Source organism: Gordonia sp. NPDC062954, assembly GCF_044543825.1.
Classification (GTDB): Bacteria; Actinomycetota; Actinomycetes; order Mycobacteriales; family Mycobacteriaceae; genus Gordonia; species Gordonia tangerina.
This window is the reverse complement of the sequence record NZ_JBITWL010000001.1, coordinates 419,242-431,850: the sequence shown is the minus strand read 5'-3', so window position 1 is coordinate 431,850 and position 12,609 is coordinate 419,242. Positions and strand designations below refer to the sequence as shown.

Below are 12,609 nucleotides of genomic sequence, written 5' to 3'. Positions count from 1 at the left end.
TCAGTGAGCTCCGGGTGCCACACCTTCACTCGGTTGGACGACGACGAACCCAGGTCCGTGGAACGCCAGCTGAAACGATTCCCCGGAGCCGCGACCGATCAGCGAACCGAGCTTGAAGTCGTTCTTCAGGCCCGGGGACAGGGTGCTCGACCAGCACACCGCCGCCTGCGGGTCGACAAAGGTGGGCTGAACCGAGCAGTCGAGGATCATCGGCGGTCCATCGCTGGCGATTCCGACGGTGCCGTGGCCGCCGAGAGTCAGGTTGAACAACCCGCCGGCGAGCATGCCGGCGTTTCCGATCGAGGTGATCTTCCAGTCGAGAGACGCGTCGAAGGCGAGCAGACTCGACGTGTTGATGGTGAGGGAGTCGCCCTCGAGGTCGATGGTGAACACAGTGCTGTTGGATCGGGCGAAGAAGACCTCGCCCTGCCCGCGCACCCGCATCAGTTGCCCACCCTCGTTGGTGACCGCCTTCTTCAGAAAGTTCGACATCGACCCCGAGCCTTCGTGGGCGAAGTCGAACTGACCTTGATAGGCCACCATCGCACCCTTGGCGGCCAATGCCTCCGGGCCGAAGCCGAGTCGCAACATCTTGTCCGACTGCAAGGTCCAGCGCTGCGCGCTCTGCTTCTCCTGGTTGACCTGATCGAAGATGGGACTGCGCACGATGACTCCTCAGCTGTCGGGTGCGGTGTCGGCGCTCACTGTCGGTTGTGCAGGATCACGCTCGGGCAACGGTCGTTGCGGGATGTGTGGTCTACCGACCGGATGACGAACGCGTCGTTTGGCGGCGAGATACACCCCGGCGGTCCGTTCGGCCACCTCCGCCCAGGAGAACTCGACGGTGAGTCGTTCCCGTGCACGGCGAGCGCGTACGGCTGCCGCGGCCGGGTCCGCGAGACCCGCCCGCACGGCAGCGGAGAGCCCGGCGATGTCACCGGGTGCGAAGGTGAGCCCGGTGGTGGGATCCGACACCGCCTCACCCAGGCCGCCCGCCGACGACACGATCAGCGGGATACCGGTGGCCGCTGCCTCCAGAGCCACGATGCCGAACGGCTCATATCGACTCGGCAACACGATGGCGGCACATCGGTGCATCAGATCCACGAGTCCGTCGTGGTCGACGGCGCCGAGGAAACGTACCGACTTGGCGACCCGGTGGCGTCGGGCCTCGTCGACCAGCCAGTCCAGCTGAGTGCCGGTGCCGGCAACGGTCAGGGTGGTGCCGGGGTGGGTGCGCCGGATGCGGGGCATCGCGGCGATGAGATCCTGCACCCCCTTCTCGTACTCGAGGCGGCCCGCGAACAACAGCTCGGGCGGTCCGGATACCGGTGGCCGCGGGGCGAACGGCCAGGTGCGGATGTCGATGCCGTTGTGGATCACCGACACATCAGCGATGTCCGGACCGAAGAGGCGACCGACCTCGTCGCGCATCGACGTCGAACAGGTGATCAGCGAATCCGATTCGTGCGCAAGCCACCACTCCACCGAATGCACCTGCCGATTGGTTGGCCCGCTCACCCAGCCGCTGTGCCGGCCGGCCTCGGTGGCATGGATCGTGGACACCAGGGGGACGTCGAAGAACTCGGCCAGGGCCACAGCCGGGTGGGCGACGAGCCAGTCATGAGCGTGCACCACATCGGGTACCCACGGTGATGCGCCGGTCAAATCTCGGCGTCCGCCGAACGCGGTCATGCCGGCTCGGATCAGCGCATGTCCCATCGCCAGGGTCCAGGCCATCATGTCCTGGCCGAAATCGAACTCCGGCGGATCCTCCGCGGCGGCGATCACCCGAACGCCGTCGGTCCGGGTGTCGGTGGTGGGGTGGCTGACCGCGTCGGTGCCCGTGGGGCGCCGCGTCAACACCACCACATCGTGGCCGGCGAGTGCGAGTTCGGTGGTCAGCTGATGCACATGCCGACCGAGGCCACCCACCACGACCGGTGGGTACTCCCACGAGACGATCAGCACCCTCATCTGGCATCCCCCATCGCGCTCACGCGCCCGAGCCACCCGGCGGCGTGGCGGTGTACAGTCGCCGCGCGTCCAGCCCGGCGAACAGATTGTCGGCCCGAGACCAGTTGCGGGCGAGTCGCTCGGCGAGGTCGACCCGGCCGCGGAGTGCGGCGTCGCAGATCTCCCGGGTTGCGTGCGCATGTTTGTGCGCCCGTTCCACAGCGTAATGCGCAGCCGTGTCCTTGGAGACCATGAACGGCCAGTCCGATGACACCGTGAGCAGCGTCTCCCGCACGATCTGATCGGCGACGCGGTTGCGTCCGCCCCGATACCCGGCGCCCGCGCCGAGGGCCACCGGCTCGATCAGCTTGTCCACCGCCGCCAACGCGGTCTCGGTGACCTCGGCGTTGAGCGCCACCAGGTGGTCGACCTGGGGACCGTTCCAGACGCGCCAATCCTTGCCCGATCCCCACGACGATGCGGCCAGATCCACGGGGGCACCCACGAGACCGTTCCGTCGCGCGGAGTCGAGGGTGCCGACCCGGATGCCGGCCTGCGGCAGGCGGTGCAGCACCCGCTCGAGCCAGACCGGACCCTCGTGCCACCAATGTCCGAACAACTCGGTGTCGAACGCGGCCACCACCAGTGCGGGACGGCCCAACCGAGCCGATTCGTCGATGAGCCGACGACGTACGTGGTCGACGAAATCATCGACGTGTCGGTCGATGATCGGGTCCACGCCTGCGGGGTCGTAGGGTTTCTTGTCCTCGGCGGCCACCGTGCGTCCGGTCACCCGGGCCGGTTTGAGGCCGGTCAGGTGGTCGTAGGTATGAAAGTCCCGGTACGCGGCGTGCCCCGGATAGCCCGATCGGGGTGACCACACCCGGTAACTGACGGCCAGGTCCCGGCCGAATGCGACGACGTCGGAGCCGCCGACAGGTCGGCCGAGGGCGGTGTCGCCGCGGAGCGTCGGCCCGTCCACCATGAAGTGTCCGACCCCGGCTGCGGCGTACTCGGTTTCCATTCCGGGGGCGAAGGCGCATTCCGGGGCCCAGATCCCGGCCGGGTCGATGGCCCAGCGTGTGCGCGCGTCGGCCAGCCCCTCGCGTAGCGAGAACTGGCGCAGCCGGCCGTCGAGCAGCGGGGCGAACGGGTGGGCCAGCGGCCCGCCCAGGATCTCCACGACTCCCGCCGATGCCAACGCGCGGATCTGCGGGCTGCCGCCGTGGCGCCAGTGCATCTCGAAGTCGGTGAGGGCGGCTCGGGAGGCACGGAATTCCCGGGTGCCCAGATCGCGGCGGGTCCGGTCACCATCGGCCGCGGCCGCCGTGGCCCGCAGATGCCAGTCCGCGAGCCACTCGTGCATCGAATTGGTGCACTGCGGGTCGTCGAGCTGCGCGGCCAACACCGGTGTGATGCCCAGTGAGAGTTGGTCGGTGGCACCGGCATCGGCGAGGCGGCGCAGCATCGCGAACAGCGGCAGATACGAACCGGCCCACGATTGGTACAGCCATTCCTCGCCGACCGGCCAGCGGCCGTGGTTGGCCAGCCATGGCAGGTGCGAGTGCAGCACCAGGCAAAACTGTCCCGGAACCGGTTGCGCGGACGAGGTCACGTCGACGGTACTGCGGGTCACGGTCGTACGGCGACAGCGAGGAGGTCGAGACTGGCGTCGATGTCCACCTCAGGTGCCGCCGCATCGCGGATCTCGAAGTCGGTCAGGCGGATTGCGGCCACATCGGCAACGAGCTCGGCAGGCCACTGCTGACCGGCCAGCGCACGGTCGATCTGAGCATCGATCACCGACCCACCCCATTTCGCGTCGAGCGCGCCCAGTTCGGCGCCGTGGTACACCCCGTGCATCGACTCCACGGCGAGTCCGCCCTCGATCAGCAGTTCGCGTAGCTCCGTGGCGTCGAGCTCGCGGGTGTGGAACGGATTGAGCGGGGTATCACGGCCCGGCGAGAAGGTGATGCGATTCGGGGTGGAGATGAGCAGTCGCCCACCCGGTCGCAGGACCCGGCGACACTCGGCGACGAACGCGCCCTGATCCCACAGGTGTTCGATCACTTGGAAATTGATCACCACGTCCACCGAGTCGGCGGGCAGCGGCAGATCGATCAGGTTGCCCTGGTGCACCGTCAGGCCGGGGTAGCGGCGACGGGTGTGGGAGACCGCGGCCTCGTCGTAGTCGACGCAGACCACCGACCGCGCCACCTCGGCGAGCATCGCCGCGCCGTAGCCCTCGCCGGAACCCGCCTCGAGTACATCGGCACCTGCGCAGCGATCGAGGACGTGGGCGTAGGCCACCTCGTGCCGCCGGAACCAGTAATTCTCCTCGGCGATCCCTGGGACGGTCCGCTCGCCGGTCACCGCGAGGGTGTCGTGTGACTCGCTCATCCCCACGACAGTAGTAGGTGGGCATCCCCACTCAACGTTCATGCTTGCCGCGACCGCCGCCGCAGCCGATCGGCCCGCGCGTTATGTGAGGTAGGCGATGTTTTGTGCCAACCGAGCAGACGCTAAAGTAGGGGAGACCGATAGCAACTTACTGGGCAGTAAGATGTTGAAACCGACGCAGGAGGTCGACGCAGACCCATGACAAACATTGTCGTTCTGATCAAGCAGGTTCCTGATACGTGGTCCGAGCGCAAGCTGACCGATGGGGATTTCACCCTGGACCGTGAGGCCGCCGACGCCGTTCTCGACGAGATCAACGAGCGCGCGGTCGAGGAGGCCCTGAAGATCAAGGAAGCCGACGGCGGCGAGGTCACCGTGATGACCGCCGGCCCTGAGCGCGCCACCGAGGCCATCCGCAAGGCGCTGTCGATGGGTGCCGACAAGGCGATCCACATCAAGGACGATCAGATGCACGGCTCCGACGCCGTCCAGACCGCTTATGTGCTGGCCCGTGCGCTCGGCACGGTCGAGGGTGTCGAGCTGGTCATCGCAGGCAACGAGGCCACCGACGGCCGCGTGGGTGCGATCCCGGCGATGATCGCCGAGTACCTGGAGCTCCCGCACCTGACTCATCTGCGCAAGCTCACCGTCGAGGGCGAGACCCTCAAGGGTGAGCGCGAGACCGACGACGGCATCTTCCACATCGAGGCCGATCTCCCGGCCATCGTGAGCGTGAACGAGAAGATCAACGAGCCGCGGTTCCCGTCGTTCAAGGGCATCATGGCCGCGAAGAAGAAGGAAGTTCAGGTCGTCACCCTCGCCGAGATCGATGTCGAGGCCGGCGACGTGGGCCTGGAGAACGCCGGCAGCCAGGTGACCGCCTCCGCTCCGAAACCGCCGAAGACCGCCGGTGAGCGCGTCAGCGACGAGGGCGATGGTGGCACCAAGGTCGCCGAGTACCTGGTGTCGCAGAAGATCATCTAGTCCGCACGGGCCCTGACATCACCAGCGACAACCCAGACATTCAGGAGATAGAAGAAACATGGCTGAAGTACTCGTGCTCGTGGAGCAGGACGCCGAAGGCGCCCTGAAGAAGGTCACCAGCGAACTCATCACCGCCGCCCGTGCGCTCGGCACCCCGTCGGCCGTCGTGGTCGGCAAGCCGGGATCGGCCGACGGTATCGTCGACGGTCTCAAGGAAGCCGGCGCGGAGAAGATCTACGTCGCCGAATCCGACGATGCGGCGGCCTACCTCGTCACCCCGCAGGTCGACGTGCTCGCGTCGGTCGCCGAGCAGGCCTCGCCGGCCGGCATCCTGGTCGCGGCCACCCCGGACGGCAAGGAGATCGCCGGACGGCTGGCCGTGCGCTTGGGCTCGGGCGTGCTCGCCGACGTGGTCGACGTCAAGGAGGGTGCGGTGGGTATCCACTCCATCTTCGGTGGCGCATTCACCGTCGACGCCCAGGCCAAGGGCGACGTCCCGGTCTTCTCGGTCCGTCCGGGTGGCGTCGAGGCGGCTCCGCAGGCCGGTGCCGGCGAGCGCGTCGACGTCGAGGTCCCGGCGCAAGAAGACGGCGTCGTGAAGATCACCAAGGTGGAGCCGAACGTCGGTGGCGACCGTCCGGAACTCACCGAGGCCTCGATCGTGGTCTCCGGTGGCCGTGGCGTCGGCAGCGCCGAGAAGTTCTCGGTGATCGAGGAGCTCGCCGATTCCCTCGGTGCCGCCGTCGGCGCATCGCGTGCCGCGGTGGATTCCGGGTACTACCCCGGTCAGTTCCAGGTCGGTCAGACCGGTAAGACGGTGTCGCCGCAGCTCTACGTCGCGCTCGGCATCTCCGGTGCCATCCAGCACCGTGCCGGCATGCAGACCTCGAAGACCATCGTCGCGGTCAACAAGGACGAAGAGGCGCCGATCTTCGAGATCGCCGACTACGGCGTCGTCGGCGATCTGTTCAACGTCGCACCGCAGCTGACCGAAGAGGTCAAGAAGCGCAAGTGAGGTTGATCGGCTCACGAAGCTGAGCCAAGCGAACCCCGGTGGCCCCCGATGTGTCGATACCGACACGTCGGGGGCCACCGTCGTCTACCCGGGGCGAGTGCCGGGTGTTCACCACGCGCGCACCGACACGCAACGTCGATGTGGCGATCAGGTCGTTCGACGTCGGTGTCATCAGGTCATGACCATCACGTCGAGTCCGCCCGCCGAACCGGTCGTCGCATTGCCACCGCTCGATGCGCCTGCGCTCACCGTCGTCGGGTCGAAGCATGCGTGGTACCCCGACAGCGCGTGTGGGGATCGGTGCCGCCAACTCGATCCGGCCGAAGCGGGCGGATATCTGCTCGTCGCGATCCGGCTGACGGGTTTGTTCGCCATGGTCGTGCTGCTCGCCCTGACCGGGCCGCTGGCGGCGGTGTGTCCGCGCCTGGTCCGTCGTCGGTACCTCGTGCGGGCCGCCCGCGCACTGCTGTGGTCGATCGGTGTGTCGGTGCGCGTGGACGACCGCCGCCCGTTCGTGGGTGGCACGCGTGGTCTCATCGTGGCCAATCACACGTCGTTCCTGGACATCTTCGCGCTCGCCGTGATCTGCCCCGCGCACTTCGTGGCGAAATCCGATGTCGCCGCGATGCCGGTGATCTCGGGGATCGCCCGCCGACTCGGCGTCATCACGATCGACCGTGCGGCGCTGCGCCGCCTGCCGGCCACCGTGGCCGAGGCGGTGGAGCGACTCCATCGCGACAGTTCCGTGGCGGTGTTCCCCGAAGGCACGACGTGGTGTGGCCGCGAGGCCGGTCGGTTCCGCCCGGCCTTCTTCCAAGCGGCCATCGACGCCGGTGTGCCGATCATCCCGGTTCATCTGCGTTTCACCGCCCACGACGGCTCGGTCACGGCAGCGGCCAGCCTGATCGGAGACGACTCGCCGTTGGACACGCTGCGCCGGGTGCTGGCCGTGCGCGGTCTCGTCGTGCGGGCCACCGTCCACGAGGCGCAGCTACCCGATGCCGACCGTCGTGCCCTGGCACTGCGCTGCGAGCGGCTGGTCTCCGGGGCCGCAGGTTGAGATGAAATCGTTGATATATCTCATATATGTTGTATCCCGAACGCACGACGACCCGTCGGCGTGGTGATCCAACATCAGGAGGACTGCGAGCAATGACGTCCGCACCGGCCCTGTCCCGCGCTGAGGCGCAGAAGCGATTCGCCGCCCTCGTCGCCGCCACCGGCGTCGTCGACGATGCCGAACTCGACGCAGTTTGGGCGGCACTGGAGACCATGCGCCCCGAAGAGATGTTCGGTGCGTGGAAGGGAGGAGAGTTCACCACCGGCCATCCGGTCAACGGCATGCTCGAGAAGGCCGGCTGGTATGGCAAGACCTTCGTCTCCCGCAGCGATGTCCAGCCGCTGGTGTGCCGTGGTGAGGACGGAAAGCTGTTCTCCGACAAGAAACTCGGCAAAGGCGAAGCGAGTCTCTGGGCCATCGAGTTCCGCGGTGAGGTGACCGCGTCCATGGTCTACGACGGTCAGCCGGTCATCGACCACTTCAAGCGCGTCGACGCCAACACCGTGATGGGCATCATGAACGGCAAGGGTGGTGTCGTCGACGGCCGGCACCTCTACTTCTATCTCGAGCGGGACTGAGCGCCGGTGCAGATCGACGCCGCGGTCGTCTCCACCCCGGGCGGCCCCTTCGAGGTGATGCAGATCGAGATGGACGAGCCGCGCGCCGGCGAAGTACTGGTACAGATGCGGGCGGTCGGTATCTGTCATACCGATCTCGGCATGAAGGCGACCTGGTCACGGCGTCGCCTGCCGCAGGTCTTCGGGCATGAGGGCGCCGGGGTGGTGGCCGCGGTCGGACCGGATGTCACGGGCCTGCAGGCCGGGCAGACGGTGAGTCTCACCTTCCGCAGCTGCGGGCGGTGCGGCCAGTGCACGAGCGGTCACCCGGCGTACTGCACGGCCGGACTCAACATGGCCGGCCGACCCGATGGCTCCCCGACGTTGCGGCGGGGTTCCGACCCCGTCTTCGGTGGATTCTTCGGCCAGTCGAGCTTTGCGACCTACGCGATGGCCCACGCCGACAACGCGATACCGGTACCGGCCGATGTTCCGGCCAGTGTCGCGGCACCGTTGGGGTGTGGTGTGCAGACCGGGTACGGCACCGTCACTCAGGTGATCCGTCCGGCGCCGGGCTCCACGGTGACGGTGTACGGGGCGGGCAGTGTCGGGCTGTGCGCGGTGCTCGCCGCCGTCCGCGCCGGTGCCGACGTGGTGGCGGTGGATCCGATCGCCCGACGCCGGGAACTGGCGGAGAAGTTCGGCGCAATCGGGAGCGTGGATCCCGCCGCGACCGACGATGTGGCCCGCGCAGTGCGGTCGATCCATCGGCGCGGTACCGATCACGGCATCGACACGACCGCCCGGCAGGATGTCGTCGCGGCGGCGGTGCAGGCCGCCGAACCCCGCGGCGACATCGCGCTCGTCGGGATCGGCCGCACCCTCGAGTTCGACGTCATGAGCGTTCTCTACAAAGGACTGACGATCCGCGGCGTCATCGAGGGTGATGTGGTCGCGGCCGACATCATCCCGGAACTCGCCACCCTCTATCTCGCCGGGGAACTGCCGCTCGACGAGCTCATCACGACCTACCCGTTCGCCGACATCGAGCGGGCCGCGGCCGACTCGCTGACCGGCACGACCGTCAAGCCGGTGCTGCTGTTCGACTTCTGACGCGCGGACGCCCACCGGCGCTCCGGCGGTGGGCGAGTCCCACCGACAGCCGCCCGGCTCGTGTCGATCACCTCACTGTCGGATCGTGCGGGAATTGGTGGGCCGTCGATGCGCGTTTATCCTTGCTGAGACATGTCCACGCCATCCCGAGCCCCAATCTACCTCGATCACGCTGCGTCGACCGGCATGCTGCCGGACGCCATCGAGGCGATGACCGCTGTCTTCGCGCAGCCGGGCAACGCGTCGTCGCTGCACGGGTCGGGCCGATGGTCGCGTCGCCGACTCGAGGAGGCACGCGAATCGGTGGCCGCGTCGGTGGGGGCCCGACCCTCGGAGGTCATCTTCACCGGTGGGGGTACCGAGGCGGACAACCTCGCTCTGAAGGGGATCTACCGGGCGCGGCGGCGAGCCGATGGCCGTCGGCGCCGGGTCATCGTGTCCGCGGTCGAACATCATGCCATCCTCGATCCGGCCCTGTGGTTGTCGGACGTCGAGGATGCCGAGTTGGTGATCGCGCCGGTGGATGGCGAGGGTTTCGTATCACCGTCGTGGCTGCAGGCCGAGCTGGCCGAGCATGCCGACGAGACCGCGGTCATCTCGGTGATGTGGGCTAACAACGAGGTCGGCACGATCGAGCCGATAGACGAGCTCGCCGCCATCGGGGCGGAGTTCGGGGTTCCGGTCCACTCCGATGCCATCCAGGCGGTCGGCCACATCCCGGTCGATTTCGGTGCCGCCGGGCTGGCCGCGATGAGTCTCGCGGCCCACAAGTTCGGTGGGCCCCAGGGCGTCGGCGCCTTGCTGCTGCGCCGCGACGTCGATTGTGTCCCGCTGCTGCACGGAGGCGGGCACGAGCGTGACGTGCGCTCGGGTACGCAGGATGTGGCCGGCGCGGTCGGCATGGCGGCGGCATTGCGCTGGTCGACCGACCATCTCGAGACGAACATCGAGTCCGTGACGGCGCTGCGCGAGAAGCTGTTCGCCGGGCTCCTCGCGTTGCCCGGCACCACCGCCAACGGTCCGCGCGACCAACGCCGCCTGCCCGGCAATGTGCACGTCTCCTTCGACGGCTGTGAGGGGGATTCGCTGCTGATGCTGCTCGACGCCAACGGTGTCGAGTGTTCCACCGGATCCGCGTGCACCGCAGGCGTGGCACAGGCCAGTCACGTGTTGTTGGCCATGGGACTCGACGTCCCGACTGCGCGCGGGTCACTGCGCTTCTCGCTGGCCCCGACGTCGACAACTGCCGACGTCGACGCGGTCGGCGAGGTCATCGGCCAGGTCGTGAACCGCGCTCGTGCGGCCGGCCTGGTGTCATCACCGAGTGGAGAGGTCAGCTGATGCGCGTACTCGCCGCGATGAGTGGTGGCGTCGACTCCTCGGTCGCCGCTGCCCGCGCCGTCGACGCCGGACACGAGGTGGTCGGCGTCCACCTGGCACTGTCGAGCGCTCCAGGTGCGCTGCGCACCGGATCGCGTGGCTGCTGTTCGCGGGAGGACGCGTCCGACGCGCGTCGTGTCGCCGACGTTCTCGGCATCCCGTTCTATGTCTGGGATTTCGCCGACCGGTTCAAAGACGACGTGATCGACGAGTTCGTCGATGCCTACGCAGCCGGTCAGACCCCGAACCCGTGTCTGACATGCAACGAGAAGATCAAATTCGCCGCATTGGCTCAGAAAGCGGTGGCGCTGGGGTTCGACGCGCTCGCGACCGGACATTACGCGCGCCTGGCCGACGGTGAGCTCCGGCGTGCGGTCGACGAGGACAAGGACCAGTCCTATGTGCTCGCTGTGTTGACCGCCGAGCAGCTGGCACGAGCGATGTTCCCGGTGGGGGACACACCCAAGAGCGGGATCCGTGAGGAGGCGGCCCGCCGTGGACTGGCTGTCGCCGAGAAACCGGACTCCCACGACATCTGCTTCATCCCGACCGGAGACACGCGCGCCTTCCTCGGCGCACGGATCGGCATCCGGCCGGGGGCGGTGGTCGACGCCGACAGTGGTGAACGACTCGCCGACCACAAGGGCGTGCACGGCTTCACCATCGGCCAACGCAAGGGACTCGGCATCGACGCACCGGCCGCCGACGGGCAACCGCGGTACGTGACCGATATCGATCCGACCTCGGGCACGGTGACAGTCGGTTCGGCCGCCCACCTCGATGTCTGGTCCATCACCGCCGGTCGCGCCGTGTGGACATCCGGAGTGGTGCCCGACGGGCCAATCGACGTGATGGTGCAGGTACGCGCCCACGGCGGTCTCGCCCCGGCCCGTGCGACCCCGATATTCGCCGACGACGAACCCGCGATCGAGATCGCCCTCGCCGAACCTCTCACCGGCGTGGCGCGAGGTCAGGCCGCAGTGCTCTACGCACCCGACGCGCAACACGGTGACCTCGTACTGGGTTCCGGACGAATCCGTGCCACCGACTCCGATCCCGCGTCCGGCGCCCCCGACGCACGGGTTCCGGCCGGCGCCCACCGGTGAACGCAGCCGAGAGAATCCAGCTCGGCGGTACCGGGACCGGCATCGGCTCGATGCCCGGCACCGACGCCCGCGAGGCAGCGGCCGTTGTGAACGGTGAACTCGACCTCGCCCATCTCGTCGAGCTGCCCGCCCGTGGCGTGGGCGCCGACATGATCGGACGAATGGCCGCAGTCCTCGTCGATCTACCCATGGATGCCGACACCTGGGGCTACCGGCTCGGGTCACGGGGCGCGGGGTCGGCCCGGCGTGCCCGCGATCATCTGCAGGCCGACCTCGATGCCGTCGAGGAGATCTGGGACGCTGCAGGATTCATCGGTACCTCGCGCCCCTTCAAAATCCAGGTCTGCGGGCCTTTCACCCTGTCGGCGTCGGTCGAACTGCCGTCCGGTCACAAGGTGCTGCGCGATCGCGGGGCGTGGCGAGACGTGGTCGCGTCGACCGCGGAGGGGACCCGCGAGTTGGTGGGGGAGGTGACCCGCCGGCTCGGGGCCGAGATCATCGTGCAGCTCGACGAGCCGATGGTCGGCCAGGTCATCGACGGCGCGGTGGTACCGCTGACCCGATTCGACACCATTCCGGCGGTCCCGGTCGTCGAGGTCGTGGATGCGTTGCGCGGGCTGATCGACGTCGTCGACTGTCCGGCCATCGTGCACAGCTGCGCCGCCCCGCGCTGGGACCTCATCACGCGCATGCCCGGAGTCGGTTGGTCACTTGATGTGACCAGCGTGACGAGTGACGATCTCGACGGGCTCGGGATGCTGCTGGACCGCGGTGACATGTTGGTGGCTGGTGTAGTGCCCGGCACCGGCGGGGATCGCCGCGTGCGAGCCGAGACCGTCGCCACCCGCCTGGCCACCCTCGTCGACCGCATCGGGCTACCCCGAAAAGTGTTGTCGGACAGCGTTGTGGTCAGCCCCACCTGTGGGTTGGCCGGGGCCGAGCCGGGTTGGGCGAAGGCGGCGCTGGGGGTCTGTGCGGCGACCGGCGAACTCCTCGGCACCGATCCCGAGGCGCTGTGATCGGAGCCACCGCACGCGC

At 68.2% G+C, this 12,609-nt stretch carries 12 protein-coding genes; 8 read left to right on the top strand and 4 right to left on the bottom strand.

All coding sequences use genetic code 11. The annotated features are described in order from the left end of the window. Genes ACIGKQ_RS02010 through ACIGKQ_RS01995 form a run of 4 tightly spaced genes read right to left on the bottom strand, consistent with a single transcriptional unit; the run spans position 1 to position 4,356 of the window. Positions 1–666, bottom strand: a complete 666-nt coding sequence (locus ACIGKQ_RS02010; protein WP_235722520.1) for an AIM24 family protein — start codon at positions 664–666, stop codon at positions 1–3. A 9-nt stretch (positions 667–675) separates the two neighbouring features. Next, the gene (locus ACIGKQ_RS02005) at positions 676–1,977 is read right to left on the bottom strand and encodes a glycosyltransferase family 4 protein (RefSeq protein WP_235722522.1); all 1,302 of its coding nucleotides are present in this window, start codon (positions 1,975–1,977) and stop codon (positions 676–678) included. Positions 1,978–1,996: 19 nt separating this feature from the next. Further along, on the bottom strand, positions 1,997–3,571 hold the full coding sequence (locus tag ACIGKQ_RS02000; RefSeq protein ID WP_235722786.1) for a glycoside hydrolase family 57 protein: 1,575 nt from the start codon (positions 3,569–3,571) through the stop codon (positions 1,997–1,999). 17 nt (positions 3,572–3,588) lie between these two features. Next, entirely contained in the window at positions 3,589–4,356 is a 768-nt protein-coding gene (locus tag ACIGKQ_RS01995) for a bifunctional 2-polyprenyl-6-hydroxyphenol methylase/3-demethylubiquinol 3-O-methyltransferase UbiG (RefSeq protein WP_235722524.1), read from the bottom strand. A gap of 198 nt (positions 4,357–4,554) precedes the next feature. Here ACIGKQ_RS01995 and ACIGKQ_RS01990 point away from each other — a divergent pair, with 198 nt between their 5' ends. From ACIGKQ_RS01990 to ACIGKQ_RS01955, 8 genes are all read left to right on the top strand, one after another. Next, a complete protein-coding gene (locus ACIGKQ_RS01990) occupies positions 4,555–5,340 on the top strand; it encodes an electron transfer flavoprotein subunit beta/FixA family protein (protein ID WP_235722526.1) in 786 nt (261 codons plus the stop codon). Positions 5,341–5,398: 58 nt separating this feature from the next. Then, positions 5,399–6,355: an electron transfer flavoprotein subunit alpha/FixB family protein gene (locus ACIGKQ_RS01985; RefSeq protein WP_235722527.1), complete on the top strand. Its 957-nt coding sequence runs from the start codon at positions 5,399–5,401 to the stop codon at positions 6,353–6,355. A 178-nt stretch (positions 6,356–6,533) separates the two neighbouring features. Next, positions 6,534–7,415: a 1-acyl-sn-glycerol-3-phosphate acyltransferase gene (locus tag ACIGKQ_RS01980; protein WP_266061714.1), complete on the top strand. Its 882-nt coding sequence runs from the start codon at positions 6,534–6,536 to the stop codon at positions 7,413–7,415. Between the two features lie 92 nt (positions 7,416–7,507). Then, a complete protein-coding gene (locus ACIGKQ_RS01975; RefSeq protein WP_235722530.1) occupies positions 7,508–7,993 on the top strand; it encodes a DUF4334 domain-containing protein in 486 nt (161 codons plus the stop codon). Positions 7,994–7,999: 6 nt separating this feature from the next. Next, entirely contained in the window at positions 8,000–9,085 is a 1,086-nt protein-coding gene (locus ACIGKQ_RS01970) for an NAD(P)-dependent alcohol dehydrogenase (RefSeq protein WP_235722532.1), read from the top strand. Positions 9,086–9,217: 132 nt separating this feature from the next. After that, positions 9,218–10,426, top strand: coding sequence for a cysteine desulfurase family protein (locus tag ACIGKQ_RS01965; protein ID WP_235722533.1), 1,209 nt, complete (start codon positions 9,218–9,220; stop codon positions 10,424–10,426). Next, the gene (gene mnmA, locus ACIGKQ_RS01960; RefSeq protein ID WP_235722535.1) at positions 10,426–11,571 is read left to right on the top strand and encodes a tRNA 2-thiouridine(34) synthase MnmA; all 1,146 of its coding nucleotides are present in this window, start codon (positions 10,426–10,428) and stop codon (positions 11,569–11,571) included. Before ACIGKQ_RS01965 ends, mnmA begins: the two co-directional genes overlap by 1 nt. Then, the gene (locus tag ACIGKQ_RS01955) at positions 11,568–12,590 is read left to right on the top strand and encodes a vitamin-B12 independent methionine synthase (RefSeq protein WP_266061712.1); all 1,023 of its coding nucleotides are present in this window, start codon (positions 11,568–11,570) and stop codon (positions 12,588–12,590) included. The genes mnmA and ACIGKQ_RS01955 overlap by 4 nt, the downstream gene beginning before the upstream one ends. Positions 12,591–12,609: the final 19 nt, after the last annotated feature.

What these genes read in the sequence shown, in the direction of transcription:
- mnmA (WP_235722535.1), top strand. Translation starts at nt 10,426, where the DNA reads ATGCGCGTACTCGCCGCGATGAGTGGTGGCGTCGACTCCTCGGTCGCC.
- ACIGKQ_RS01965 (WP_235722533.1), top strand. Translation starts at nt 9,218, where the DNA reads ATGTCCACGCCATCCCGAGCCCCAATCTACCTCGATCACGCTGCGTCG.
- ACIGKQ_RS01975 (WP_235722530.1), top strand. Translation starts at nt 7,508, where the DNA reads ATGACGTCCGCACCGGCCCTGTCCCGCGCTGAGGCGCAGAAGCGATTC.
- ACIGKQ_RS01980 (WP_266061714.1), top strand. Translation starts at nt 6,534, where the DNA reads ATGACCATCACGTCGAGTCCGCCCGCCGAACCGGTCGTCGCATTGCCA.
- ACIGKQ_RS02005 (WP_235722522.1), bottom strand. Translation starts at nt 1,977, where the DNA reads ATGAGGGTGCTGATCGTCTCGTGGGAGTACCCACCGGTCGTGGTGGGT.
- ACIGKQ_RS01990 (WP_235722526.1), top strand. Translation starts at nt 4,555, where the DNA reads ATGACAAACATTGTCGTTCTGATCAAGCAGGTTCCTGATACGTGGTCC.
- ACIGKQ_RS01995 (WP_235722524.1), bottom strand. Translation starts at nt 4,356, where the DNA reads ATGAGCGAGTCACACGACACCCTCGCGGTGACCGGCGAGCGGACCGTC.
- ACIGKQ_RS01985 (WP_235722527.1), top strand. Translation starts at nt 5,399, where the DNA reads ATGGCTGAAGTACTCGTGCTCGTGGAGCAGGACGCCGAAGGCGCCCTG.